The organism is Rufibacter latericius (assembly GCF_003721515.1).
GTDB classification, from domain to species: Bacteria; Bacteroidota; Bacteroidia; order Cytophagales; family Hymenobacteraceae; genus Nibribacter; species Nibribacter latericius.
The window spans coordinates 38,258-64,552 of the sequence record NZ_RJJD01000015.1 but is presented as its reverse complement, the minus strand read 5'-3'; the positions used below and the strand labels follow the sequence as shown (position 1 = coordinate 64,552).

20 protein-coding genes and 1 pseudogene are annotated in these 26,295 nt (G+C 48.5%); 14 read left to right on the top strand and 7 right to left on the bottom strand.

All coding sequences use genetic code 11. The features are described from left to right. Positions 1–124: 124 nt before the first annotated feature. The 11 genes from uvrA (at position 125) to EFB08_RS17735 (ending at position 18,586) form a co-directional block, all read left to right on the top strand. Positions 125–2,941, top strand: coding sequence for an excinuclease ABC subunit UvrA (gene uvrA, locus EFB08_RS17790; RefSeq protein ID WP_123128323.1), 2,817 nt, complete (start codon positions 125–127; stop codon positions 2,939–2,941). 444 nt (positions 2,942–3,385) lie between these two features. Beyond that, entirely contained in the window at positions 3,386–4,429 is a 1,044-nt protein-coding gene (locus EFB08_RS17785) for a sensor histidine kinase (protein WP_165864956.1), read from the top strand. A gap of 1 nt (position 4,430) precedes the next feature. Then, complete coding sequence (locus tag EFB08_RS17780) at positions 4,431–5,174, top strand: LytR/AlgR family response regulator transcription factor (RefSeq protein WP_123128321.1); 744 nt, start codon at positions 4,431–4,433, stop codon at positions 5,172–5,174. A 147-nt stretch (positions 5,175–5,321) separates the two neighbouring features. Beyond that, positions 5,322–6,425, top strand: a complete 1,104-nt coding sequence (locus EFB08_RS17775) for a DUF5694 domain-containing protein (RefSeq protein WP_123128320.1) — start codon at positions 5,322–5,324, stop codon at positions 6,423–6,425. A 692-nt stretch (positions 6,426–7,117) separates the two neighbouring features. Continuing rightward, a complete protein-coding gene (locus EFB08_RS17765) occupies positions 7,118–7,783 on the top strand; it encodes a carotenoid biosynthesis protein (RefSeq protein ID WP_123128318.1) in 666 nt (221 codons plus the stop codon). Further along, positions 7,773–8,924: a lycopene cyclase family protein gene (locus EFB08_RS17760; protein WP_123128317.1), complete on the top strand. Its 1,152-nt coding sequence runs from the start codon at positions 7,773–7,775 to the stop codon at positions 8,922–8,924. Before EFB08_RS17765 ends, EFB08_RS17760 begins: the two co-directional genes overlap by 11 nt. A 174-nt stretch (positions 8,925–9,098) precedes the next feature. After that, the gene (tpiA, locus tag EFB08_RS17755) at positions 9,099–9,863 is read left to right on the top strand and encodes a triose-phosphate isomerase (protein ID WP_123128641.1); all 765 of its coding nucleotides are present in this window, start codon (positions 9,099–9,101) and stop codon (positions 9,861–9,863) included. Between the two features lie 266 nt (positions 9,864–10,129). Next, positions 10,130–10,969: a 50S ribosomal protein L11 methyltransferase gene (gene prmA, locus EFB08_RS17750; protein ID WP_123128316.1), complete on the top strand. Its 840-nt coding sequence runs from the start codon at positions 10,130–10,132 to the stop codon at positions 10,967–10,969. A gap of 15 nt (positions 10,970–10,984) precedes the next feature. Next, positions 10,985–16,192 carry a hypothetical protein gene (locus EFB08_RS17745; RefSeq protein ID WP_123128315.1) on the top strand — a complete coding sequence of 1,736 codons (5,208 nt, stop codon included), beginning with the start codon at positions 10,985–10,987 and terminating at the stop codon, positions 16,190–16,192. A 205-nt stretch (positions 16,193–16,397) separates the two neighbouring features. After that, positions 16,398–17,042, top strand: coding sequence for a glycerol-3-phosphate 1-O-acyltransferase PlsY (gene plsY, locus EFB08_RS17740; protein WP_123128314.1), 645 nt, complete (start codon positions 16,398–16,400; stop codon positions 17,040–17,042). A gap of 110 nt (positions 17,043–17,152) precedes the next feature. After that, positions 17,153–18,586, top strand: a complete 1,434-nt coding sequence (locus tag EFB08_RS17735; protein WP_262707488.1) for a dipeptidase — start codon at positions 17,153–17,155, stop codon at positions 18,584–18,586. A gap of 90 nt (positions 18,587–18,676) precedes the next feature. Here EFB08_RS17735 and EFB08_RS17730 read toward each other — a convergent pair whose 3' ends face one another. The 4 genes and pseudogenes from EFB08_RS17730 to EFB08_RS17715 form a co-directional block, all read right to left on the bottom strand. Further along, positions 18,677–19,327 (bottom strand): porin family protein, encoded by a 651-nt coding sequence (locus tag EFB08_RS17730; protein ID WP_123128313.1) that lies wholly within the window; start codon positions 19,325–19,327, stop codon positions 18,677–18,679. Between the two features lie 187 nt (positions 19,328–19,514). Next, entirely contained in the window at positions 19,515–20,168 is a 654-nt protein-coding gene (locus tag EFB08_RS17725; protein ID WP_123128312.1) for a porin family protein, read from the bottom strand. A 398-nt stretch (positions 20,169–20,566) separates the two neighbouring features. After that, positions 20,567–21,199, bottom strand: a complete 633-nt coding sequence (locus EFB08_RS17720; protein ID WP_123128311.1) for a porin family protein — start codon at positions 21,197–21,199, stop codon at positions 20,567–20,569. Positions 21,200–21,592: 393 nt separating this feature from the next. Then, positions 21,593–22,084: pseudogene (locus EFB08_RS17715) on the bottom strand (magnesium chelatase subunit ChlI family protein); the annotation flags it as partial. Between the two features lie 191 nt (positions 22,085–22,275). On the opposite strand from EFB08_RS17715, the gene EFB08_RS17710 reads away from it, so the two are divergent. Together EFB08_RS17710 and EFB08_RS17705 are read left to right on the top strand one after the other, a co-directional pair. Beyond that, the gene (locus EFB08_RS17710) at positions 22,276–23,337 is read left to right on the top strand and encodes a tyrosine-type recombinase/integrase (protein ID WP_125077786.1); all 1,062 of its coding nucleotides are present in this window, start codon (positions 22,276–22,278) and stop codon (positions 23,335–23,337) included. A gap of 25 nt (positions 23,338–23,362) precedes the next feature. After that, positions 23,363–23,947, top strand: a complete 585-nt coding sequence (locus tag EFB08_RS17705) for a helix-turn-helix domain-containing protein (protein ID WP_123128309.1) — start codon at positions 23,363–23,365, stop codon at positions 23,945–23,947. Positions 23,948–24,351: 404 nt separating this feature from the next. Here EFB08_RS17705 and EFB08_RS17700 read toward each other — a convergent pair whose 3' ends face one another. The 3 genes from EFB08_RS17700 to EFB08_RS23375 all read right to left on the bottom strand — a co-directional run bounded on the left by EFB08_RS17700 (position 24,352) and on the right by EFB08_RS23375 (position 25,552). Further along, positions 24,352–24,591 carry a hypothetical protein gene (locus EFB08_RS17700; RefSeq protein WP_123128308.1) on the bottom strand — a complete coding sequence of 80 codons (240 nt, stop codon included), beginning with the start codon at positions 24,589–24,591 and terminating at the stop codon, positions 24,352–24,354. 75 nt (positions 24,592–24,666) lie between these two features. Further along, entirely contained in the window at positions 24,667–25,104 is a 438-nt protein-coding gene (locus tag EFB08_RS17695) for a hypothetical protein (RefSeq protein WP_123128307.1), read from the bottom strand. Positions 25,105–25,303: 199 nt separating this feature from the next. After that, positions 25,304–25,552: a hypothetical protein gene (locus EFB08_RS23375; RefSeq protein WP_125077785.1), complete on the bottom strand. Its 249-nt coding sequence runs from the start codon at positions 25,550–25,552 to the stop codon at positions 25,304–25,306. Positions 25,553–25,738: 186 nt separating this feature from the next. Between EFB08_RS23375 and EFB08_RS17690 the strand changes: the two genes are divergently transcribed. Next, the coding region (locus EFB08_RS17690; RefSeq protein WP_133306559.1) for a recombinase family protein at positions 25,739–26,295 on the top strand (557 nt) is incomplete at its 3' end.

Below are 26,295 nucleotides of genomic sequence, written 5' to 3'. Positions count from 1 at the left end.
CCTCCATCCTTCTAAAAACCAATGCGTATGCCTACCTTTGCGGTTTGGCCTCCCGCTTGTTTAAAACCCGCCTAAACAGAATTATTCTGCTGCGGTTGTTGTTCTAGAGAGGCTATAATTCCATATGACAGAAGATCTCATCCAACAAGATACCGACCTGGACGCGCTGGACGCCCGCGAGCACATCATCATCAAACGGGCCCGCGTCCATAATTTAAAGAATTTAAGCGTGGCCTTGCCGCGCAACCAGTTCATAGTGGTGACCGGCCTTTCCGGTTCCGGTAAATCATCCCTGGCTTTTGACACGCTTTATGCCGAGGGGCAGCGCATGTACGTGGAGAGCTTGAGCTCCTACGCACGCCAGTTCCTGGGCCGCATGGATAAGCCTGATGTGGATTACATCCGAGGCATCAGTCCGGCCATTGCTATTGAGCAGAAGGTGAGCATCCGTAACAACCGTTCCACGGTAGGCACCAGCACCGAGATTTACGATTATCTTAAGTTGCTGTACGCCCGCATCGGGAAGACCATTTCTCCCGTTTCGGGGCAGGAAGTGAAAAAAGACACCGTTTCTAGTGTGGTCGATTTCCTGATGACTTTGGAGGACGGTACCCGCATCATGATTCTGGCGCCGCTTCACCAAAGCAAAGACCGCAAACTGAGCAAAGAACTGGACCTGCTCCTGCAAAAAGGCTATTCCCGCGTGCTCTACAACGGTGAGGTATCCTTTATTGAGGAACTCATTGCCGAAGGCCAGAAAGAACCCAAAGGCACGGTGTCTATTTTGATTGACCGTACGGTGATCAAGCAGGGCGAAGAAGACGAAAGTCTGCAGATGCGCCTCGCGGATTCGGTGCAGACCGCTTTCTACGAAGGTCATGACGAGTGCCACATCCAAATCGGCGACGAGACCCGCGTGTTCTCCAACCGCTTTGAGCTGGACGGCATGGTGTTCGAGGAGCCCAACGTGAACTTCTTCTCTTTTAACAACCCGTACGGCGCCTGCCAGACCTGCGAAGGCTGGGGCAGCGTCTTGGGCATCGACCCTGACCTGGTCATCCCAGACAAAAGCCTGACGGTGTACGAAGGAGCCATCGCGCCGTGGCGCACCGAGAAGCAGAACGAGTGGCTGCAGCCCTTGCTCAAAAACGGTGTGCGCTTCGATTTTCCCATCCATCGCCCGTACAACGAACTCACCGAGGCTGAGCAGGAATTGCTCTGGACCGGTAACAAATACTTCGGCGGCCTCACCGATTTCTTCAAGCACATCTCGGCGCAAACGCACAAAATCCAGTACCGCGTGCTGCTGAGCCGCTACCGTGGCCGCACCGCCTGCCCGGACTGCAAAGGCTCACGCCTGCGGAAAGATGCCAGTTATGTGAAAGTAGACGGAAAAAGCATCACCGACCTGGTGCTGATGCCCGTGACCAAGACCCTGGACTTCTTCCAGAACCTAAGCCTTAGCGAGCATGATATGGCCGTAGCCCATAGGCTGGTGACTGAGGTAACCAATCGTCTGAGTTATCTTACCCGCGTGGGCCTGGGCTACCTGACTTTGAATCGTCTTTCTAATACTTTATCCGGAGGCGAGAGCCAACGCATCAACTTGGCAACTTCGCTGGGTAGCGCCCTGGTGGGTTCGATGTACATCCTGGATGAACCCAGCATCGGGTTGCACCCCAAAGACGCTGACCAACTGATTGGCGTGCTCCGCACCTTGCAGCAGATGGGAAATACCGTGATTGTGGTGGAGCACGAGGAAGGCATGATGGAAGTCGCTGACCAGGTGCTGGACATCGGTCCGGAGGCGGGTTCTGGTGGCGGAAACCTCATGTTTCAGGGTACTTTCAACGAACTCCTGAAAAGCGATACCTATACCGGCCGTTACCTGAGCGGCCGCATGGAAGTGCCCGTGCCTACGCAGCGCCGGCCGTGGCGCAACTGCGTGGAGGTGCACGGGGCCCGCGAGAACAACCTCAAAAACGTATCGGCTAAGTTCCCGCTGGACGTGATGACGGTAGTAACAGGCGTGAGTGGTTCCGGTAAATCTACGCTGGTGAAGAAGATTCTGGCTCCATCGCTGATTAAAGCGTTGGGTGGCCACGCTGATGCCACGGGTAAATTCGACAAACTCACCGGCGACATCAACAAGGTGAGCCACGTGGAGTTTGTGGACCAGAACCCTATTGGCAAGTCCTCGCGCTCCAACCCGGTGACCTACGTGAAAGCCTACGATGCCATCCGGACCATGTACGCCGACCAGCCTTTGGCGAAAGCCCGCGGGTTCAAACCGTCGCACTTCTCTTTCAACATTGAAGGCGGTCGATGCGAAGTGTGCCAGGGCGAAGGTCAGGTAAAGATTGAGATGCAGTTCATGGCTGATATTTACCTGACCTGTGAGGCCTGCGGTGGACAGAAATTCAAACAAGACATTCTGGACATTCAGTACCACAAGAAAAACATTTCCGAAGTTCTGGATATGACCATTGATGACAGCTTGATTTTCTTCAAAGATCAGCCTAAGATTCTGGAGAAACTGAAGCCGCTGCAAGATGTGGGCTTGGGGTACATCCGGTTGGGGCAGTCCAGCAATACGTTATCTGGTGGTGAGGCGCAGCGCGTTAAACTGGCTTCCTTCCTGACAAAAGGCGCCACACCGCACAACGGCAACATCCTGTTCATTTTTGATGAGCCCAGCACCGGTCTCCACTTCCATGACATCAGCAAGCTGTTAACGGCCCTGAATGCCCTGGTGGAAAATGGCAACACGGTGTTGGTGATTGAGCACAACATGGACATCATCAAGTGCGCCGACTGGATCATTGACCTCGGCCCCGAGGGCGGTACCAATGGTGGTCACCTGCTGTTTGAAGGCACCCCGGAGGATTTGGTGAAACAGGAAGACAACCACACCGCCAAATACCTGAAGCCAAAGTTATAAATCTTTTTAGGTGCTGTTTTGATAAAAAGGGCCTAAAAACAATAGTTGATGATTTAGCCCTGTAAGGTTTCAAGACTTTACAGGGCTTTTTTATGAGCATGTACCAAAGCGTAAGACCTTGAGCCTAACAAAGCAGCTTTTTGGTCTAAACGTCCAAAAAGCTTGGACATTGGTCGAATAAATTTCCTGCACCCGGTTTTATCGGTTTACTTAGGGCATAAATCCTTTAAAACACAAAGAAAACGGGAAGTGTACAGGTCTCTCAAAGCAGACAGGAAAGAAAACGTTGAGGTGAAAACACCAAGCATGGAAGGGGAGGCCTTGCCCTTGAATGCTGCGCATACACTGCTAACCGAGGCATCAGAAAAGGAAAAGCAGGAAACACTTCCCCTCCGTTTAGCGGCTCTGTTAGCGGGTACCAATACAAACCAACGTGCCAGGATAATGCTACACGTAGTTTTCTGGGCGATGGCTTCCTGGTGGTTTGTTCAGCAGGCCAATTGGGTATTGGGCGAAGCTTATCCGAAGATGACGCTGCTGGTGGCCACCGGGAAAATGGCTTTCTCCATGGCTTTCTTTTATGCGTTCTCTTACCTCATGGGCAAAAAGATGGCCGGGCTGCCCAAAGCAGGGGCGGTGGTGTTGCTTTTCACAGGAGCCTACGTGGTTTATGGCTTGGCAATGCACGCCACTTATACGTATCTGAGTGCTACCTATCCAGAGGTTCCGGGGTATGTGAAGATCCTGGCCAAGAGTGTATCCACGGCGGGCCGATGGACCTTTCTGCAGAACCCAGACGTGTTTTACTTCCATGTGCAGCAACTATTCTTGGGAGTACTGGTGCCGCTGCTGGCCAAAGGATTGCGGGTGGTTTTTCAATCAAGATACAGAAGCATGACCCTGGAAAAAGATAACCTGAAGCTGGAACTGGATTTCCTGCGGTCACAGATCAATCCGCACTTTCTCTTTAACACGCTCAACAGTGTGTATGCTTTGGTGGAAGACAAAGACCAGACGGCTGCTTCGGTGATTTATTCCCTTTCCAACATCATGCGGTTTGCCTTGTATGATGCCAATACCCTGGAGGTGCCGGTAGAAAAAGAACTGGAGACCATCCGGAATTATCTGGATATTCAGAAAGTACGGCATAGCCGGCGGCTGGTCATCCAATGGGATATTCCAGCGCAAGTGGGACACCAGCTTATTCCGCCGCTTTTATTGCTCACTTTTGTGGAAAACGCCATAAAACACGGCGTGGGCAAGTATGTGAACCAATCCTGTGTGACCATCAAGGCCTATCGCAACCCAGAACAGATGTTTTGCTTTGAGGTGCGCAACACGCTGCCATCCGGTAAAACCCGGGCCACTTCTGAAGGAATCGGCATGGCCAATACGCGCCGTCGCCTTGATTTGCTGTATCCCGGCAGGCATTCCCTGGACATCCGGCAGGCCGAGGAAGAATTCAGTGTTCTGCTTAAAATCTGGTGAAATGGAAGAAAGAATTGCGTGCGTGATCATTGACGATGAGCCCCTTGGGCAGGAACTACTCAGGAAGTACGTAGGGCGGCTGGGCTACCTTGATCTGGTGGCCGTCTATGACAATGCCCTGCAAGCACTGGAAGGAGCCACCGGTTCCCGTCCCCAACTGTTGTTTCTGGATGTGAACATGCCCGAGATGACTGGCCTGGAATACCTGAACACATTCAACGGCCTTAAACCGCACGTTATACTCACCACCGCCTACTCTGAATATGCCGTGCAAGGCTTTGACCATGACGTGGCAGATTTCCTGTTGAAACCCATCACTTTTGACCGCTTTGTAAAGGCCGTCCATAAGGTGAAAGAGAAGATTGCGTACGCCCAGCATCTGCAAGTCGAGAAACCAATTGTTCCTCTATCAGCCAGTACCGCAGACAAGCCCATGCTGCTGATCAAGGAAAATAAGAAGTTCCTGAACGTACCCCAAGACCAGGTGCTTTTGGTGGAGGGCATGAAAGACTACCTCAAAGTTCATACAACTGGCAAGGTCATCATTACGCACATGACTATGACTAAAATGGAAGAGTTGCTGTCCTCAGATTTCCTGCGGGTGAATCGGTCCTACATCATTCGGAAATCGGCTATCAAGGTTATCCAGGGGAACAACATTGAGATGATTAATCAGGTGCAGGTGCCCATTGGCACGCGCTACCGCGAGAGCATTCGGGAACTCACGGAAGGACGGATGCTGTAATCTGCTTCCTGCCGTCATCAACTATTCATAGCATAAGAAAGACCGCTACTTTCTTAAAATCCTTCTGGGGGCATCGGCTCCGGACCAGATGCTTATTTCCTTTTCCTACCCTTATTGTGATTTTATACTTCTAACTGTTTTATAGCCATGTTTTCAAAACTACGCCTTTTCCTGTGTCTGTTCTTCTTATCTGCCCTGAGCGCGGCTGCCCAATCAGACACCCTGGAGATACTGGTGCTGGGCACCTCCCACCAGAACACCCCCGGTGATTACAGCAAGATCATCGGGAAACTGAAAGCCCTTCAACCCGACATGGTCTTCGGCGAATACCTTTCCCCCGCAGACCTGAAAGCACTGCCTCCTGACAGCTACAACGCGGTAGGGTTCAAACCCAAGCACGACTTCATCGCGCAGCGCAGCAAACCCGTGAAACCTGCTATGCTGCCCCGTAAAATAAAACAGACCGAAGAAGCGCTGGCTCGTTTCCAGTTTCTGCACCAGGCCAGGATGACCTTAGCCCAGCACCATGTCCTGAACTTTGACCGCGGCAACGCCGAGTACCAACTTTGGGTACTGCAGAACAAGATGGCGTCTAAGTTTGGCGAAGGGGAGAGAAACGTATTTGAGAAGGCGTTCCTGAGTGTAGACACTTTGATAGCGCTTAAACTGATAAGACCTAAAACGGAGTACCACCAGATTATCTTCCCGCTGGTGTATGAACTGGGAATGCCTCGTATCTACCCCATGGACTGCCAAAAATACGACGACGTTTGGAGCGAAGCCTGGTACAAGGCCAAAGTGGCCATTGAGGCCATGGAAGCCACCGCCAAACAGGATTCCACCTCGCCGGCAGCCTTGGTGGTGAAAACCCGTGACCGCTTCTACGCCGAGATGGGGCAGAAGATTAAGGAAAGCAAGATGACCAGCTACCAAATCAACAACTCAGAGACCTACGCCCAAATGGATGCAGCCTACAACTTCTACGGAGGCTCAATCTTGTATGACCTGCCCGGCTTTCCCACCCAGGCCATCAAAGACATGTACCATTTTTGGCAGCTCCGCAACGAGGGCATGTGCCAGAACTTGGTAAGCCTAGCACGGGCACATAAAGCAAAGCGGGTAATAGTAGCCGTGGGTGCCTCGCACCGCAAAATCATGAATGATATTCTGGCCACTTACCCCACCGTAAAGTTGCTGTACTACAATGACCTCCCAGAACCTACCAGCCTTACCAGCATGCAAACCAAGTAGCACTCATCAGCAAAGCAGGTTTTGGTGAAATTAGGAAGACAACTACGCCGAGCGGTGCTAAATCAGTAGATGTGGAGCTGTTTAGAGGTTGTTCTTGAAAAGTTGGTTTGGAAATGAAGTATTAAGTTTAAGCCCTATGAGCTGTTTATGTTCATAGGGCTTTATAAGTTTAGAAGTGCATTGTAAAATATGGTATGTTGTCTATTTTAAGGCAAGGCATAAATGTGTTTAATTTACTGTCTCTAAACAGGTAAGTAGGCCTTTTATTCTTTAAAATTTAATATGGATTGGGTTAAATTTATCTTGGGTATGGCCTTATTCCTCACGGGTTTTTTATTGATCTTGATCAAGGCAACTTATTTTAAAATCAAGAACGGTGATTGGCTATACACAGGAAATATCAAAATGATCTTTGGTATAATTCTTTCATTGACATTTGGCTTATTTATGATGATTTCTGCTTTTTAAAGCATTTATAAATTGAAGCGATTTTTCCCCATGATCATCAGATTTACAGCTTAACTATAAGTCCTTATTTGACTTAATTTTTTAGGAAACGGGTTTAAAACGGTAGATTCTAATCTTGCCCTAGAAAATCTTTCTACAACAATTCCTTCTCATTCTGGTTGACTATATTGCCGATGTAGCGTATAGCCGCTTTTGTGCCAACTTCAAACCAAGTCCAGATCTGAATGAAGGAACTCACCGCTCCTCTTTCCATCAACAAACTCCAGCTCTCCGTGGGTGTTATCTGCCTGTTCCACGTGTGCGGGCTCATTGGGTTCTATACGCCTTTCCGGGATTGGTTTCTGAGCAACACGCCGCTGAACCTGATCCTGGCCACCGGATTGCTGCTCTGGAACCACCAGGGGCTCACGGTAAAGATGGTCGTAGGTGCGGTAGCCGTGTTTCTGGTAGGACTAACGGCCGAGATCATTGGCGTAGCGACGGGGAAGGTGTTTGGCGCCTACCACTACGGCGAGGCCTTCGGGCCAAAATTCATGGCGGTGCCGCTGGTGATTGGCATGAACTGGGCCGCCCTTTGTTTTGCAGCGGTGGCAGTGGTGAACCAATGGAAGAAGTCTTATTTAGAAAAGGCAGCGGTGGCGGCGGCCATTCCGGTGAGCATAGATTTTCTGATTGAGCAGGTCTGTGAGACCTTCGATTTCTGGTACTGGGACAACCACACACCGCCCTTGCAAAACTACCTGGCTTGGTACGGCTTCAGTTTCCTGTTCGCGTTGGTGCTCATTCCTTTGCTGAAGAATTCTAGAAACCTGTTTGCGCCTTATTTCCTGCTGGTGCAGTTCGTTTTTTTCCTGTTGCTCAACCTGGCGGAATTGGTGTATGCCCGATAAAGCCCTCACCTACGATTACATCATTGCGGGGGCTGGAGCAGCCGGCTTGAGCCTGGTTTGTCACATGTTGGGCCATGAAAGCCTGCAAAATAAACGCATTCTGCTGCTGGACCGCGACCTGAAACAAACCAATGACCGCACCTGGTGCTTCTGGGAAACGGACGAAAGTCCCTTCGAGAGCTGCCTCAAAAGCAAATGGTCTAAGCTGCATTTCCATTCCCCCCATTTCTCGGCTTTGCTGGACATCAGCCCGTACCGGTACAAAATGCTGGACAGCCTTTCGTTCTATCAGTATTGTTTAAGTTTGGTGGAGCGGTTTCCTAACGTGGAGTTCCGGCAAGACGAGATTGTGTCGTTGGAAGCGAACGGAATCCTCAAAGGCAAAAAAGCGGAATACCAGGCAGATTACGTTTTCAACAGCGTGCTCTTCCAGATTCCCAAACTGCCGAAGAAGCATTACCTGGTGCAGCATTTTAAGGGCATTTTCATCAAAACGGCCTCGGCGGTCTTTAAACCCGAGGAACCCACGCTCATGGATTTCAGGGTAGCGCAGCACCAAGACTGTCGGTTTATGTACGTCTTGCCTGTCAACGCGCACGAGGCGCTGGTGGAGTACACCGGTTTCTCTGAATCGGCGTTGCCGCAGGAAGAATATGACCTTGAACTGAGAGCCTACCTCCGCGACTTCCTGCAGCTCACCCAGTACGAGATCACCCACGAAGAATTCGGGATCATTCCCATGACCGATGCGCCTTTCTCCAAGGGCATAAGCGAGCAGGTCATCAACATCGGGACGGCGGGCGGCGCCACCAAAGCCTCCACGGGCTACACCTTCAGCTTTATCCAGCGGCAGTGCGCAGCCATCGCCCGGAATCTCGCAAAGGGGAGAGAACCATTAGAGGGCTCCGCGAAAGCCATTGATAAATTCGCTTTTTATGATAGCGTGTTCCTGCGGGTGTTGCTGGAGAAAAAGCAGGAACCCTGGGAGGTTTTCCATGACATGTTCAGCAAACTGCCCGCCAGCCTCATCCTCAAGTTCCTGAACGAAGAGACCTCTCTGTTAGAAGACCTCCGGATTATGAATGCCGTGGACCAGAAAACCTTTCTTTGGGCGGCCCTTAGGTTAGGGTGGCGCAGGTAGCACATCTTCCAGGGTAGGGGAGCGCTCGTAAACCACAAATCATTAACTTAGCGGCCCAACAGCGACTTGGGTCCTTCCGGTTGGAAGACCTTTTAGAGCTGTTTTCAGAAAAAGAACCTAAAAACGCGGGGCTGCGCACAACCGCCGCTTCTGCCAACCACCAAATTCATGGCTATGAGAAAGAACATTGTTGCCGGCAACTGGAAAATGAACAAAACCTACCAGGATGCCCAGGCACTGGTCAGCGAGATTGACAACATGGTGAAAGACGAGGTCTCCGGAGACAACGTGGAGGTGATTGTCACACCGCCGTTTCCGTTCCTGCACTCCATCAGCAAACTAATCCAAGGAAACCAACGCATGCACCTGGCAGCGCAGGACGTAAGTGCCCACGAAAGCGGCGCGTACACCGGCGAGGTATCAGCGAGCATGCTGAAATCCGTGGGGGTGGAGTACGTTTTGGTGGGCCACTCAGAGCGGCGTCAATACCACAATGAAGATGCAGACCTGCTGTTGAAGAAAATGAAAGCAGCGTTAGGTCAGGGCATCAAGCCAATCTTCTGCTGCGGCGAGCCCTTGGAGGTGCGCGAGGCCGAAGACCATTTCAAGTACGTAGGCCAGCAACTGCGGGACACCGTGGCGCACCTGAGCAACGAGGAGTTCGACCAGATTGTGATTGCCTACGAGCCCATCTGGGCCATCGGGACGGGTAAAACCGCCAGCAGCGCGCAGGCGCAGGAAATGCACGCCTACATCAGGGAAGAGCTTTCCCGGATCTTTGACGCCGAGGCGGCTTACAACAAAACTATCCTGTATGGCGGCAGCGCCAACCCAGGGAACGCTAAGGAGTTGTTCTCACAGCCAGATGTAGACGGTGGTCTAATTGGCGGGGCTTCCCTCAAGTCCAGAGACTTCACCGATATCATCAAATCTTTCTAGTTTCAGCGGTTGAAAAAGCCGCAGAGCTAGTTTGAATTTTTATATAGTAATTGCCGTATGTTTCGGGCCTGTTTTGCAGAAAACAGGCCCGAAATGCTTTCAAGCCAACCTCTTGGCAATCATCCTATAAACCATGACAAAAAGTAATTTCATGCTTTTTGCCTCCTTCTCTAGAAATAAGACTAAAACGCAAGATATTCCTCTTATTTTCGTTAAAATATTTACCTAGTCTTCTGCTGTATGGCAGAATTTTTATAAAAACGTTTATGAGTTTTATTGAAGTAACGGTTACCGCCTCGCCTGAGTACGCAGAAATCCTGATCGCTGAACTGGGCGAATTAGGGTTTGATACCTTCCAAGACACCGACAACGGGTTTCAGGGGTACATTGAAGAGGAGCGGTTTTCTGAGGATGCCTTGCAGGAAGTATTGGAGCGCTACAGTTTTGCCGGCGAGTTCCCGTACCAAACCAAAAGCATTGCTAAGCAGAACTGGAACGAGGAGTGGGAGAAGAACTTTGAACCGCTACTCATCGCTGAAAAAGTATCTGTACGCGCCGATTTCCACCCCAAGCCCGAAGGAATTGAGTACGACATCGTGATCACGCCTAAAATGTCCTTCGGAACGGGTCACCACGAGACCACCACGCTCATGATTGAAAACCAGCTTACCCTAGACCACGCCGGGAAGCGCGTGCTGGACATGGGCTGCGGCACGGGTATTCTGGCCATCATGGCCGAACAACTGGGTGCCCGCCAGGTGCTGGCCGTAGACATTGAAGACTGGACCGTGGAAAACGCCCGCGAAAACGCCGAGCGCAACAACTGCACTACCTTGGAAGTGCGCCTGGGCGATGCCGCCGTGCTGCAGGGCGAAGCTCCTTTTGACCTCATCCTGGCCAACATCAACCGCAACGTGCTGCTGGAAGATATGCCGGTCTACAGCCAATTGCTCCTGGATGGTGAGCCCTTGGTACTCAGCGGATTTTACACCGAAGACCTACCTATCCTGCAGGAGCGGGCCGCAGAGCTTGGCCTCATTTTTGAGACCTCCAGAAACAAGAATAACTGGGTTTCGGCCATTTTCCGGAAAACAGCCACTAAATAGACCGCATCGTACCTTATGAAGCATTTCTATCTCCTCCTGATTTTTTTATTGAGTGGGCTGGCCAGCCATGCGCAGTCCTATAAGATTTCTGCCGATGATCCGGCGCAGTTCGCCCTGGACATACGCGCGCTCATGGCCGGCACCAAGAACGCGGCGGCGGTACAAACGGGCACCAGCTTTGAGCAGGCCTGGAGCAGCGGCCGCCTGAGTTCTACCCAGCAAAGAAAGGTGATGGACCTGGCCCAGCAGATGCTCAAGAAAAAGCTGAAGTCTCGGCCGCACTTTGAAAATTTTCTGGGTACCGTGGGGGCCAGCGTAAACCTGCACCAGTACACCGGCGCTAACCTGGACCAATTGCTGAACGTGATAGAGCAAACGCTTCAGAAGCAAGACCTCAAAGTGTATGAGAAGTTTCTGGTAAACACCCAAAAGTTTCTAGCCGACAAAACGCTCTACAAAGGCCCTACCAATAGCTTACAGGCCCAGGGCGGCGCCTTTGCCTTTGAGTACCGCGAAGGAACGATCACTCCTGCCACTGATTCTGGTTGGGGAACCGAAGAACCTGCCGCTCCGGCTACACCGGCTCCCGTTGCTAAGGCTACTACACCAGCTTCTGCAACTAAAACCGCAGCTCCGGCCCCTAAACCAGCTCCCAAAAAAGTAGCCAAGCCTGTAGAAGAAGACCCATGGGCAGCCTGGGATACTCCTAAGAAGGTGACCAAACCCAAAGCTGCCAAGGCTGCAAGCAGCTCTAAAAAGACAGTCACCAAGTCTGCCATCGCTAAAAAGGAAACCCCAGAGCCGGTGGAAGCTGAACCGGTGCCTGTCTTGGTGCAGGAGTATGTGTCGGCACCGTTGCCGGTGTTGGCCGGTCCGGTGGTGGTAGTGCAGAAAGCAGACCTGTTGTTTACCTCGGCGTATGACTCTGTGACCATCAAAGAAGCCACGGGCGCTGTGTCGCTGGCCAACGGAATGTACGCGGGTACCGGTGGAAAACTGGTCTGGAACCAATTGGGCGGCGATGCTACGGCTGAGTTCAAGAACCTGTCGTTTGAGGTAGCCAAACCTGCCTTCAAAGCCGAAGACGTGACCTTGACCTATCCGGCCGTGCTGGAAAACACCATCCACGGGAACCTGGAATACCGTCTTACCCGCGCCAAAGCCAACGGTGACAACGGATTTCCTAAGTTCATCTCGCATACTAACAACGCTAAAATCAAACGGTTTGGCTCTGACATCAAGTACCTGGGCGGTCTTTCCCTGGCGGGCAGTACCGTAATGAGTGCCGCCCTGGATGGCAGCCCCTCCACTATCTGGGTATCGGAGAGCGGAGAACAGAAGTTCAGGGCAACTTCCCGGAACTACACCATTAATGATAGTATCATCACCGCTCCTGAAGCTGGTATTGCGCTTTTCCAGGGCAAAGATTCCATCACCCACCCGGGTGTGAAGTTCAAGTACAACAAGGAGGGAAAACGGTTGGTGCTCATCAATCCCGAGGGGCTCTACAAACTGACGCCGTATTACCATTCCTACCACCAGATTGAGCTCACCACAGATATGGCGGCCTGGAACATCAAGGAACCTAGCATTGATTTCTCTATCCTGACGGCCAAGAACGAAGTGCCGGCGCAGGTAAACTCAAAAGAGTATTTTACTGAGTCCCGCTTCCAACAGATTAAAACCATCTCCAATTTCCATCCGCTGTATACCACGGTAGGTTATGGGGCCAAGATAGGGTCCAAGACCTTCTACCTGGCCCAAATGGCCGAGGATACCAAGATCAAGAAAGAGGTTCTGCACCATGCGCTCACCACGCTTTCTCAGGGCAACTTTCTTGATTATGACGCAGCTACCGGGTTTGTGCGCCTGCGCGAGAAAGCCTACCATTACGTAGATGCCTCCCGGAACAAAAAGGATTACGACTACATCCACTTGAATGCGCTTTCTCCGGCCGGCAAGAACGCCACGCTGAACCTGGCCTCCGGTGATCTGATCTTGCGCGGAGTAGAATCGTTCGCTTTCCACAGAGATTCATCGGTGATTGCCACGCCAGACAGCCAGATGGTGCGAATCCAGAAAAACCGGAACATCTTGTTTAACGGAAAGGTGAAATCCACTGACTTTTCTTTCCGGGGCAAGGAGTTTCTCTTCGATTATGATGGCTTTTTCATAGATCTGGCCAAAATCGACTCAACGGTGTTGACGACCAAAACCAAAGGCAAAGACGGCAAGGAGAAAGAAACGCCTTTCACACTGGTGAACCGCGGTGGAAAAGGCCAGGCCAAACTGTACCTCAACCGTCCGGACAATAAATCAGGGAAAAAGAAATCAGGAGGGTATCCGGCTCTGGATGCGATCTCAGGCATGACGGTGTACTTCAATAAGCCCGAGATCCTGGGTGGCGTGTATGATACCAGCGTGTATTTCAACATTCCGCCGTTTAAGATTGACAGCATGGCCAGTACCAAGAACAACGTCATCGGGTTCAAGGGAACGTTTAACTCAGGGGGTATTTTTCCGCCGTTTGAAACCAAGCTGGCCATTCAGCCAGACGGGGCACTGGGCTTTTCGTACCCGGTTCCTAAGGCGGGGTTCGCGGTGTACGGGGGCAAAGGACGCTTCACCGATACCCTCACCATGGATACCAAGGGTTTGAGAGGAAAAGGCGTACTGAGCTACCAGACCGCCACCATGCACTCGCCCGCTTTCGTATTCTTCCTGGATTCCGCCATCACTGAGGTAGGGAAGAAAGGAAGCTTCAAGGAGGGAACCGTGGCACAGGGCTCTTACCCGAGCGGTACTTTTAAGGCATTTAAGATGAACTGGCACCCGTACCAGGACACCCTACAGGTGCATACCGTGGGCCGGGAGCTGATGAGCATTTTCAACGATCGGTTTACCTATAAAGGCATGTTGGGCTTCACACCGTCCTCTCTGTTCGGGAATGGGGTTGTGGAGAACAAAGAAGTCGCCATGAAATCGCCGCTGTTTGTGTTCAAGAAAGGACTCATTCACGGGAACAAGGCCGGCATGGAAGTCGCCTCCGCTGATAAAAAGATACCGGCCCTCACCACGTATGATATATTCCTGGACTTCCACATGGATGCCGGTTACGCAGAATACGGGGCCGAAACCAAAGGGAAAGCCACCACGGAGTTCCCGTTTGCCCAGTACAAATCATCGTTGGCGGCCGGTAAATGGGATTTCAAATCAAGGAAACTTACCCTTTCCAGCGGCAATACAGACGGCGCTGAGTCATACTTCTATTCCATGAAATCAGGCGATGACTCGCTGGCCTTCAAAGCGAAAAGTGCCACCTACGACTTCAGCAACTATACGTTGGTGGCCTCGGGTGTGCCGTACATTCCGGTAGGGGACAGTTACCTCATCCCAGACAGCAACAGGGTGCAGTTCCTGAAAGACGCTGAGCTGAAGACCTTCCAGAAAGCCAGCCTGGCCATGGACTCTGTGCAGAAGTTCCACCAGATGGTGAAGGGTGAGTTGCACATTGACAACCGCTTCGGTTTAACAGGTAACGCCCTGTACACGTTTGCCAATGCCGGCGGAGAGGCCTACAAAATAAAGATGGACAAGTTCACCTGGCAAAAGCCGGAGGGCGGCAAGAAAGACGAGCCTAAAGCGCCCAACTTCTTCCTGGCCGAAGGAACCGTCAAAGAGAAGGACACTTTGTTTATCATGCCTAAAGTGCGGTACCACGGCAACGTAGGCGTGGTTTCCAATAAGAAGATCCTGAATTTCGACGGGTTTGCCAAGATGCTGTTCAGCGGAAACGAGAGCTCAGACTGGTTCCCGTACAAACGCGACGGCGTAAACCCAGAAGATGTGCGCCTGGAAATCAAGAACCCGGCCCTAGCCGATGGCACGCCTTTGAAAACCGGTATCCACGTGAACACCACTTCCGGAAAAATCTACAACACCTTTGTCTCCAAGAAGCAGTTTGAAGATGACATTGATGTGTTTGAAGTGCAGGGCCTGCTTTCTTTCAATAAGGAAGAAAAGATGTACAAACTGGGCGATGAAGGCCGGGCCTACGGAAACTCCTACAGCGGCAATATGCTCCAGTACAACGACGTCACCAAAGAGGCCAAGTACGACGGACAGTTCAATCTGATCAGGCCGGTGAAAGGGTTCAAACTCACCACTGTGGGTACCGGCACTGGCCGCACCGACAGCAGCCGCTACGAGTTAGATACCTTTATGGCGTTTGACTTCGATGCCCCTTCTAAGGCGATTGAGAGCATGGGCGCGAAAGTAGCGAAAGATGTAGCAGGCCTTCCGGAAGGAGTGGAATTAAACAACGCTACCCTTCCGTTCAAGTTAGCTGCATTCATAGGAGACAAAGGCGTAGCCGATTTTACTGCTGCCACCTCCAAAGGATACGTTCCTTTCTCAAAGATCTCGCCTAAACTTATTCACACGTTGGTGCTGAACCAGGTAAACCTGAAGTGGTCTCCAAAGAATAAGGCCTGGTACAGCGTGGGTCCTATCAGCATTGCCGGGATTGACAAAACCGACGTGAACGCCAAAATCACCGGACACATTGAGATCAAAGCCGGACCTGCCGGTGATGCCGTAGGAATGTACCTGGAGGTGAACCCGTATGTGTGGTACTACTTCAACTTCTATGAAGGTGGACTAGGTATGACGTCTTCAGATCCTCAGTTTAACGGGGAAGTGGCTTCCAAATCAAAAGGGAGAACAGTGGCCGGGGGGGATTACACCTTCTATCCGCTGGAAGACCTTGACAGAATGGAGTTCGTGAACTACTTCCGGAAGACGTACCTGGGCAAAGAGGCCTTGAAAGCGGCTCCGCAACCAGTGTACAACACCTTTGACACCGCCATGGAAGAAGACACCGACAAGAAGAGCAAGAAGAAAAAGAAAGGGGAGGAAGTGGATACGGGTGCTATTCCGGCCGGGTTTGAGGCTCCGGCCCAGGCCGAGGAAGCCAAAGGCAAGAAGAAAAAGAAAGAAGCCGAGGGTGACGCCGTACCAGCCGGCTTTGAGACGCCAGTAGCAAAACCAGAAGCCTCCAAGGAGAAAGACAAGAAGAAAAAGAAAGAGGAAGCGGTTGATATCGTGCCCTCAGGTTTTGAGACACCGGTGACTGAGCAGGAAGACGCTTCCGGCAAAAAGAAAAAGGACAAGAAGAAGAAAGCCGGGGAAACCCAACCCGACATTCCGCCGGTTGGCAACTAGGCAGTAAGCAGCTGTTCTTTTTCAAGCATCCCGTTTTAGGGCAGGTTTTCCAGAAACCGCCCCTAAACGGGATGCTTCGTTTAAGACCTGTTGGGGGCAGTGTTGGGTCGTGGGTGGGGTTTGTCTATATTTGAAGAAATATATTTTTGGAACCCTATCGGCGGCAGCCGTATCTAAGAAAAGATCTACAAAACCCGGTATACACATGGAGATAGTCATTATTGGCGGAATTATCTTGTTGGCTTATCTGATTGGTTCTATCCCTACGGCGGTATGGGTGGGCAAAAAATTCTATGGCATTGACGTACGCCAGCACGGCAGCGGCAACGCCGGGGCCACTAATACCTTCCGGGTGCTGGGAAAGAAACCGGGTTCCATTGTGATGGCCGTAGACATTCTTAAAGGCTGGGCTGCTACCTCACTGGCGAATCTGCTCCTGAACTGGGACGTGATTGAGCCGCAGCAGCTGATTATGTTCAAACTGATTCTGGGGGTGGTAGCCGTCATCGGGCATATTTTCCCGGTGTATGTGGGTTTTAAAGGAGGCAAAGGCGTGGCTACGGTCATGGGCATGGTGCTGGCGGTACATCTGCCGGTAGCCTTGATCTGCCTGGGAATCTTTGTGGTGGTGCTGCTCTTGACCAAATACGTGTCTCTGAGTTCCATGCTGGCGGCTATCTCGTTTCCGTTGCTGTTGTTGTTGCCTATGTTCAAGCCAGACAACCTGCTTCTGCCCATCTTCGGGGTGTTCATTGCGGTGATGGTGGTGTTAACGCACAAAAAGAACATCACCCGCCTCATGCAAGGCGTGGAAAGCAAAGCCAACATCAACCCGTTTAAAAGTAAGTAAGGTTGAATTCAGCGGATTTTCCGTTTTAGAGGGTTTTTCCGGAAATCGGCCTTAAAACGTGGGGTAACTGCTGCTTTGAACCGTTCTGAAAAGTAAAATCAACTGAAGAAGTGTCTTTCTGGAAGGAGAAGGGCACTTTTTGTTTTAACTTCACCCATCATCAACCTGATACTATGAAAGCCTATATTGAAGAGAACAAAGACCGGTTTCTGCAAGAGTTGCTGGAGTTGTTGCGCATTCCATCTGTAAGTGCAGACCTTTCTTTTAAGGGAGACGTGATGCGGGCGGCTGAATTTCTGCGGGAAAAGTTACAGGAAGCCGGTGCCGACAATGCCCAGTTGTTCCAGACCGAAGGCAACCCCATTGTGTACGCCGATAAGATCATTGACCCGGCTTTGCCAACGGTGCTGGTGTACGGCCACTATGACGTGCAACCCGCCGACCCCTATGAACTCTGGAACTCGCCGCCGTTTGAGCCGGTGATCAAAGACGAGAAAATCTACGCCCGCGGTGCCTGTGATGACAAAGGCCAGACCTACATGCACGTAAAGGCGTTTGAAACCATGATGCAGCAACAGGCCTTGCCCTGCAACGTGAAATTCATGATTGAGGGCGAAGAGGAAGTGGGCTCGGTGAACCTGGCCACCTTCGTGAAAGAAAACAAAGAGCGCCTCAAAGCCGACATCATCGTGATTTCGGATACTGGCATGCTGGCCAACGACGTGCCCTCGGTGACGACCGGCCTACGCGGACTCAGCTACCACGAGGTAGAGGTAACCGGCCCTAACCGCGACCTGCACTCGGGCTTGTACGGCGGCGCGGTAGCCAACCCTATAAACATCCTATGCAAGATGATTGCGTCTCTGCACGATGAGAACAACCACATCACCATTCCGGGGTTCTATGACAACGTAGAGGAACTGAGCCCGGAAGAACGCGCCGAGATGGGCCGGGCACCTTTCAGCCTGGAGGCCTACAAGCAAGCCCTTGATCTTTCTGATGTACACGGCGAGACCGGGTACTCTACTATGGAGCGTAATTCCATTAGACCAACTTTAGATGTGAACGGCATTTGGGGTGGTTACACCGGCGAAGGCGCTAAAACCGTGATTCCTTCCAAGGCTTTCGCGAAGATCTCTATGCGCCTGGTGCCGCACCAGACCTCAGAAGAAATCACTGAGCTGTTCCAGAAGCATTTTGAGTCTATCGCGCCGCCTAGTGTGAAAGTAGTGGTAAAACCGCACCACGGCGGAGAGCCGGTGGTGACGCCTACCACTTCGGCAGGTTACCAGGCGGCAGCCCGCGCCATGGAAGATACATTTGGCAAGAAACCGGTGCCGGTACGCAGCGGAGGCAGTATCCCAATCGTGGCCATGTTCAAGTCTGTGCTGGAAACCGACACCGTGCTCATGGGCTTCGGGCTTGATTCTGATGCCATCCATTCGCCCAACGAGCATTTTGGGGTGTTCAACTTCATGAAAGGCATTGAGACCATTCCGTTGTTTTACCAACATTTTGCTTCCTTGCACGCGCCACAAGCTTAATTCTTTTTTTCGCCTTCTTTTCTGAAAAGGGCCTATAAACAGAAAGCCCCGCTAAACTTAGCGGGGCTTTCTGTTTATAAAAGGTACTGATTATCTGCTCAGCGGGAAGCCCAGTGACAACTGGAAGGAAGAATGGCGGGCATTCTTGATCTCGCCTCTGGCCGGAGAATCATCGGTTAAGTCGGTGAAGGCGCCGTTGTAACGCAGACCCAAACTGATGCCGTTAGCGGTGGCAAAACCAACTCCGGCGGCGTAGCCTACTTCAAAGTCTGAGTAACCAGCTTTGCTTTTCTGACTTATCTCGCGGTTCACTAATTCGCCATCTCTGAAGTGTTTGGTTTTGTCGTTCACGCTCACAAGGTAAGAAACCTGCGGACCAGCCTCAAAGAACAAACTGCTGGCTTTTATGCGGGCCAAAACCGGAACGTCAATGTAATTGAAATTGGCGGTTCCTTCGTATCTATTTTCAACGCCTAGCAAAGTGGTTTCTACTTTATCATCGTACTTGTAGCCTTTGTTGGAATACAGCACTTCCGGCTGAATAGAGAAGAAGTCCCCGATGATGGGCGCGTTGAAGTAAACCCCGGCGTTGAAACCCACTTTGTTGTTGAATCTTTCCTGGTTCTGTAAATCGCCGGAAAGGTTTGAGTAGTTAAGACCACCTTTTATCCCGAAGGAAGACTGGGCTTGAGCAGCATAAGAAGCTACTATGGCCACAAATAAGAAGACGAATTTTTTCATGATTTTAAAAGTTTGATTTAGTTCCCTTGTTTGTGAGTATTTAATCAAACACTGTGCCTAAATCATGAAAGGGGCAGATACCAAAGCTGTTTTGGAAATGGTTTCTGAATAAAGGGCTGAAAATGAAGACAAAAAAAGAGGAGCTGCATTTGCGGCTCCTCTTTTCAAAAATTAAAATCTGATCTTATTAGCGGCCACCGAATACGTAGCCTAAGGTAAGTTGGAAAGCAGAATGACGTGCATTGGTCAATTCATCGCTGTCTTCTTTGGCTAGGGCATTGATACCGCCGGTGTAGCGAAGGCCTAAGCTAAGACCATTTTGGGCCTGATATCCTAAACCAGCCGCGTACCCAATTTCAAGTTCAGAAAGATTGTCTTTCTCTACCTTTGTAGAGCGTTCAAACTTTCCTGAGCCAATTTGCTCTTCGGTGTTGTCTTTGATGCCTAACAGATAAGACGCTTGCGGACCACCTTCAAAGAAAAGCCCTCCGGCGTTTATTCTCAGGAGAACCGGCAAATCCAGGTAATTGTAGTTAACGTCGCCTTTGCGTTTATACTCTACGTTGTTCCTAGTGAACTTCTCGTCACGGTACTGGTAGCCGCGCTGTGAGAACAGAAGCTCTGGCTGCACAGACAGGAATCCATCACCGCTCAGGTCAAAGTTGGCGGTTACACCACCTACAAACCCCAGTTTATTTTGATAGATATTTTCGTTGGCCAGTTCCTTCCCAGAGATGTTGGAGTAGTTTGCTCCCGCCTTGATTCCGAAACGTGGACCTGTTTGCGCCTGCGCTACACCAAAGGAAAGCACGGCTGCTACAAATAATACAATCTTCTTCATAGTGGTATTTAAATTAAGTACTGGGTTGTTTGTCTGATGAACCCTTGTAAAACCTTCCCTTATACGCCGTGGAAAGAAAATGTTCTTGTTTTTGGTAGGAAGTTTCCCACAGGCAGGGAGCAGGTACGTATTTAATCAACTTAGAAAAAGATAAGAATAGGTATTAGAGAGGTTGTTTCTCAGGTAATTAAGACTGATTAGCCCTTTTTACTTTAAGCCCGTTTAGTGCTCGAAAACAAAAATGCGTATTTATTCTTTTTGCCTGTTTTCATGAAGAGAGGCGGAAAACACTAGTGAATCAAACAGCAGTTTGTTGTCTAAAGAGAGCTGTTTACCTGCACCCACATAAAAAAAGGGCTCCCAGAGGAGCCCTTTTCAGAGTCTAGAAACTTTATAATTTATCTCGCACCTAGAGTGTAGCTAAGAGAAAGTTGAAAAACTGAATTGTTGATTTTAGGACTGTCATCCTCATCATCTGCATCAATAATCTTGCTTAAGCCACCTACATAGCGTAAGCCAAGTCCTAAACCGCTACCTAATTGATAACCAAGACCAGCTGCATAGCCAATATCAAGTTTCTTAAAAGTTTCAGTCACTGTTTCACTTTCATCAATCTCTTCTCCGTCAATTTCTCCTTCAGCAGTTGCTTTGGCGGTTAACAAATAAGAGAATGTTGGGCCAGCTTCAAAGAACAAACCGGGTGAGCCTGTATTGATTCTAACCAGAAGAGGAAGTTCGAGATAATGCATTCTTAATTTTTCTGTGTAATCCATATCATCCTCTTTTATCTCTCCTTTTGCTCCTTTTAAGGTATACAGAAGTTCAGGTCTGATGGAAACCATGTCAGATATTCCATAATCTAAGAAAGCTCCACCATGGAAACCAAATACATATTCAGAATCATCATCCGCGTCTTTACCAGTTAAGTTAGAGAAGTTGCCACCTGCTTTTAAACCCAATTTGATTCCCTCCTGGGCTTGAGCAAAATAGGTGGTGAACAATGCGGCAACAAAGAATACTAGCTTTTTCATGAAGTTTTTTTTAAGGTTTGGTATGAATAGGTGATTAAAAATTTTTTCTTCTAGTGAGTAGCAATATAGGCGCTAGTCTATACTTAGGCGTAGGTAGAAAGCCCTGGAGCCAGCCTGATAATGAAAGTCCGATTTTAGTTAGCATACTGAGCAAATGTTAAGTTTAAAACATGCTTTATCTACCTTTTTCCTGCCCAGGCAGGAGCGAAGAAAATAAAGCGATTCACTTGAAAGGACCGCCATTATCAGCCTTCCCCTACTAGACAGGGATATATCTAATTACCCCTATCCTTCAGGAAATAAAACACGAAGAAATCCCTCTTTTGGCCTGCTTTCAGGAAAAGCAGGCCAAAAGAGGGAGCAAGGGAAGTGAGAAAGAAAGGCTTCGGTTTATTAGCCGGCCCAACCTTCGCGGTCCAGGCTGCGGTACTGGATGGCCTCCGCGAGGTGTTCTATTTTAATGGCTTCAGAACCGGCTAAGTCAGCGATGGTGCGGCTTACCTTTAAGATGCGGTCATAGGCACGGGCCGATAACCCTAGTTTTTCCATGGCGGCTTTTAGCAGCAGGCGACCAGGCTCGTTGATACGGCACAGGTCTTTGACCATCTGCGGCGGCATCATGGCGTTGGAGTGGATGTCTGGGAAGTCTTTGAACCGATCTGCCTGCCATTGCCGGGCGCGTTCTACCCGCTCCCGTATGTCTGAGCTGGTTTCGGTTTTGCGGGTCTCGGTCATTTGGTCAAAGGAAACCGGGGTTACCTCTACGTGCAGGTCAATGCGGTCCAGCAAGGGACCGCTCACCTTGTTCAGGTACCGCTGCACCACGCCCGGTCCGCAGACACAATCTTTGCTTGGATCGTTGTAAAAGCCACAAGGACAAAGGTTGAAGTAGTGTTTGAATCCTTTAAATAGGGGGTGAAAATAGGGTTAAGTAATTGGTGGTCAAATAATTATACTTTGAAATGCTTTGAAGTTGTTTGAAGTCTTTTGAGTTGTTTGGGGGGGCTTGCGTTACTGAAAATGTTACGATACGTTTGCAGAAATCAATTAGTAACAACAATAACAAAGGAGGTAACATGGGAGTAAAAGTTCGTTATAAAGACAGGAAAGATAACAAGCAAAGCATTTATCTGGACATCTACAAAGACAAGAAGCGGAAGTATGAGTTCTTGGAAGACTTGTACAGGTATGCAAAGCCAACAACTGCTGAGGAGAAAGCTTTTAATAAGCTAGTTGATGCTGAAGTTGAAAAGATAGTTGCTGGAAGAGTTGTGGAACTCTTGAATCATAGGTTGAGTTTTGCTAACGTTGATAAGGGAAATAAAGACTTCCTCAAGAGCTTTAAAGAATTTTCAGATAAGCAATTCCAAATCCGAGGACCTAGGAGTAACACATATTGCTCTTACAAGCATTTCTCAAAATTTTGCGGAGGCTCTATGATGATGAAGGAACTTTCAACTGAAGTGGCTGAAGGGTTTCGGGATTATTTATTGAAGAACCTTAGCCAAAATTTTGCTAAGACCTGCTTTTTGAAGTTTAAGCAATTCATTATTACTCTTCACAAAAAAGGTATTATTGATATTGACCCTACTCTTGATGTACCTCCCATTAAAGAGCATGTTCCCCAAAGAGTATTTTTATCGGAAGAGGAATTGGAGAGTCTTAAGAAAGCCCCCTGTAAATATGATGTTATAAAAAGAATGTTCTTGTTTGGCTGTTATACTGGGTTGCGTATATCTGATTTAAAGGAAATCAAATGGAGCAACGTCAAGGATGGTAGACTAACTTTCCGGCCGGTAAAGACACCTAAAAAGATTCATGTTGTCCCATTAAATAAAAATGCACAATTCTATATGGGAGAAAGAGGAGAGCCTTCTGAAAATGTTTTCCCTTGGCCCTTTCAAGGGGATGGTAATAGGTATGACATAATAAGAGATTGGGTTAGGCAGGCTGGTATCACTACTAATGTTACCTGGCATACAGGTAGACATACCTGTGCGACTTTGATGCTTTTAAAAACAGGTAATTTAAAAGCAGTGAAAGAAGGGTTGGGGCATTCAAATATCCATACAACAGAGATATATGCTCAATTGCTTGGTAGGACTCTAGTAGAAGCCTTTGAGAGCATGGACAACTAACCATTGCAGAAACAATCTTTACATAATGGATTTTAAAAAATATGATTTACTGCTGTGGCAGTTGGTGCGTGAAGATATTAGCCTAACTTGGAAGTTGGATGATTTACTATTTCAATTAGATGTTATAGAAAGGATTTCCTTTCTAAAGTATATTCAAATTGAATATGGTAGTGGTAGGATTGAGCAAATGTTAGAGAATAGGTTTAACCATGAGGCACCTCCAAGTTTTCTTGTCCAGCAAGCTAAGAAAGGAGTAGATGAGCCTTCCCCAAGGGATTTGTTTTTAATTCACTTAAAAGATTTATCAGAGCAGTTCGCTGTACTAGTAGAGATGATTCCTGAAAAAGTTAAGCTTTTGGAGAGGGGTGTGAAAGATATCCTGGAACGACAGAAAGTATTGGGGAAACTGGATTTACCTAATGACAGAATTGACCCAAATGATGAATTGTTGGATATTGATGAAGCTGCAAAGTATTTGAAAGTTGAAAAGAGTACCATGTACTATTATAATCACAAAAAACTTCTTCAGCCGCTAAAGAGGGGAGGAAAGTTGCTTTATTATCCCAAAAGTCAGCTTGATAATTTTTGGGAGAAAAAAAAGAACAATTAAGAAGAGGGAGAACAAGAAAAGATGGTGGCGGTTATTGTAGCTTCTTATATTACGTAACTTGACCTTAATTCATATTAAGTAGATTCCCTAATCAGAATTTAATACAGATTTGAGGGGCAGCTAATCATTCACAGTCCATTTATTAATGAAAGCACCTATCTAGGAGGAATTAACTGTCGCCTTTCATAAGCATACTAAATCATAGCAAAAAACTCGCTCAAAGGTTAAAGAACAAGTTTTTTTGCTATGTCATAGTCATCACACCTGATTAATAACTCTCCCATAAAAATGGGGAGAACCTATAAAAACCTTGAAACCATAGGTATGTGCAAGGCTGTCTCTGAACTTTTGCATGGCCTAACCCAATAGAGAGCACACTACATCATAATCGCACTTTTAGAGTATTACAAAATTTTATACTTTACTCTATCTGTAGATTTGTCAATAATAACAATCTCACCATTTTGTTCAAGCCTATCTAGCTCTGCTGCCTTCACTCTATCGCCAAGGTTAGTCAGATTATTAAAAATATTATCAGCTTTGATATTAATATCACCTTCAACAGTTAATATGAGCGAAGAGCTCCGCTTAACTACTCCATTATTTTGTGGGTAGTTAAATTCTATTTCGGCATAAGAAGTCATAAATTAAAAACACATTCTAAGAGGTGAGTTATAATAAAATAAATACTTGGTTATAATTCAAATCAACATCTATCATCATAATAGATTATTTGTTGCCTTTAGGCTCGCTTTTATTGTCTTAGAAAATTCTTCGTTACTAACACCGATCTCTTCAAACAAAGAACTTGCAACTGATAGCTCCGTTTCATTTGGTCTTCCATCAGATACAATCATTTCCCAAGCCGCAACAACTAAGAACTTTTTTTGTTTTTCAGTAACAGGTCTCAAGTCCTTTATTATCCCCGCATGCTCCTCTAATTCAAAGTAAGACATGCATTTCTCATTGCTTTTAACATCCAGAATTTTAGCATAGACATTAAGGTACTGCATTTCTTTATCAGACAGTTCTTCTTCGTCACATGCTCCGATGGTCATCAGCAAGTTCATGACAGACATTCTTTGGTTTTCGGTTAAGTTTCCAAAAACCTCTTTTAAGGGATTTTCTTCCTGTTTTTTGTTGAATAGATTGAACATATTAATTATATTAATAATGGTTAAGATTTATTTTTACTATTTAATAATTAGGTCGTTTTTTATTAATAAACTACCAATTAAATATTAATCCATTTAATTAGCCTCCATTATTGGACCTACTTCCAGAGACAAGTATCCGGTTATTTGGCTGCCGTTAGTTGAATCAAAGGAACTGTACTGCCTAATACACTATTTTCAATCAATATAAAGCAATTTTTAGGGTCTCTCCAAACACTGTAATTTTTCCTCTCTCCCGATATAACCTGGTACCCTTGACAGCATGTGCCGGGGCCTTATTCCCAAATACTCCCTCCTCAATTTCATTGACCTGAATTTTCAGGCCAATGGATACAAGCACCCTCAGGCACTCTTCCATTACAGCAAGTCTCTCTCTCTTCCTCGCATGACCTGATACACTTGGCAGGCCATGGCCGGGGGTGTTCAACATCCTGAATAGTCATGCAATCGGAGGCTCAACTGAGATGTACCTTATTCAAAAAAAGGTTATTCAGAAAACCTCCTCCTAGTTGCTGCAAACAGGCATTGAATCTTTCTTTAGGTTTATTCACAAAAACATTTAATTAATTGAATAATGCTGCTACCTTTGTGACGTACAAAGACCCAACCCTAACCCATGAAAAACAAGGTAGCCTTACTTGCCAGAGTCTCTACCAGAACCCAAAGCACAGACCGCCAAATCAGTGAGCTGACGGAGTACGCCACCTCACAGGGTTGGGAGACAGTGCAAACCTTTGAAGAGGTGATCAGCGGAACCAAGCAGAACGAGGACCGCCCCATACTTCAGGAAGTCTTGAAGCTGGCAGAAGAAAAGAAAATCAATAAGCTGGTGGTGCATGAGGTTTCAAGGTTAGGCCGCAAAACATTGCAGGTCCTGAAAACTCTGGAGGTCCTACACGCCCACAAGGTTAGTGTTGTGATAAGGAACCATGGCATAGAGACCCTAACGCCTGAAGGCAAGGTGAACCCGGTTGCCAACCTGATTCTTACCATATTGGCAGACCTGGCAGACATGGAGCGGGGGTTGCTGGTGGAGCGGATTCACAGCGGGTTAGAAGAGGCCAAAAGGAAAGGCAAGAAACTGGGCAGGAAAGAGGGCACCACAAAGGACTTGTTAAAGCAGCACCCCAAAGTAATCAAGTACCTCAAGGCAGGTCACAGCATAGCCGAAAC

Bases quoted from the DNA above. Each gene is read 5' to 3' on its own strand.
- EFB08_RS17775 (WP_123128320.1), top strand. From the start codon at position 5,322: ATGTTTTCAAAACTACGCCTTTTCCTGTGTCTGTTCTTCTTATCTGCC.
- EFB08_RS17780 (WP_123128321.1), top strand. From the start codon at position 4,431: ATGGAAGAAAGAATTGCGTGCGTGATCATTGACGATGAGCCCCTTGGG.
- EFB08_RS17720 (WP_123128311.1), bottom strand. From the start codon at position 21,199: ATGAAAAAGCTAGTATTCTTTGTTGCCGCATTGTTCACCACCTATTTT.
- EFB08_RS23375 (WP_125077785.1), bottom strand. From the start codon at position 25,552: ATGTTGAACACCCCCGGCCATGGCCTGCCAAGTGTATCAGGTCATGCG.
- EFB08_RS17785 (WP_165864956.1), top strand. From the start codon at position 3,386: ATGCTACACGTAGTTTTCTGGGCGATGGCTTCCTGGTGGTTTGTTCAG.
- prmA (WP_123128316.1), top strand. From the start codon at position 10,130: ATGAGTTTTATTGAAGTAACGGTTACCGCCTCGCCTGAGTACGCAGAA.
- EFB08_RS17710 (WP_125077786.1), top strand. From the start codon at position 22,276: ATGGGAGTAAAAGTTCGTTATAAAGACAGGAAAGATAACAAGCAAAGC.
- EFB08_RS17705 (WP_123128309.1), top strand. From the start codon at position 23,363: ATGGATTTTAAAAAATATGATTTACTGCTGTGGCAGTTGGTGCGTGAA.
- EFB08_RS17700 (WP_123128308.1), bottom strand. From the start codon at position 24,591: ATGACTTCTTATGCCGAAATAGAATTTAACTACCCACAAAATAATGGA.
- uvrA (WP_123128323.1), top strand. From the start codon at position 125: ATGACAGAAGATCTCATCCAACAAGATACCGACCTGGACGCGCTGGAC.
- EFB08_RS17760 (WP_123128317.1), top strand. From the start codon at position 7,773: ATGCCCGATAAAGCCCTCACCTACGATTACATCATTGCGGGGGCTGGA.
- tpiA (WP_123128641.1), top strand. From the start codon at position 9,099: ATGAGAAAGAACATTGTTGCCGGCAACTGGAAAATGAACAAAACCTAC.
- plsY (WP_123128314.1), top strand. From the start codon at position 16,398: ATGGAGATAGTCATTATTGGCGGAATTATCTTGTTGGCTTATCTGATT.
- EFB08_RS17765 (WP_123128318.1), top strand. From the start codon at position 7,118: ATGAAGGAACTCACCGCTCCTCTTTCCATCAACAAACTCCAGCTCTCC.
- EFB08_RS17725 (WP_123128312.1), bottom strand. From the start codon at position 20,168: ATGAAGAAGATTGTATTATTTGTAGCAGCCGTGCTTTCCTTTGGTGTA.
- EFB08_RS17745 (WP_123128315.1), top strand. From the start codon at position 10,985: ATGAAGCATTTCTATCTCCTCCTGATTTTTTTATTGAGTGGGCTGGCC.
- EFB08_RS17695 (WP_123128307.1), bottom strand. From the start codon at position 25,104: ATGTTCAATCTATTCAACAAAAAACAGGAAGAAAATCCCTTAAAAGAG.
- EFB08_RS17730 (WP_123128313.1), bottom strand. From the start codon at position 19,327: ATGAAAAAATTCGTCTTCTTATTTGTGGCCATAGTAGCTTCTTATGCT.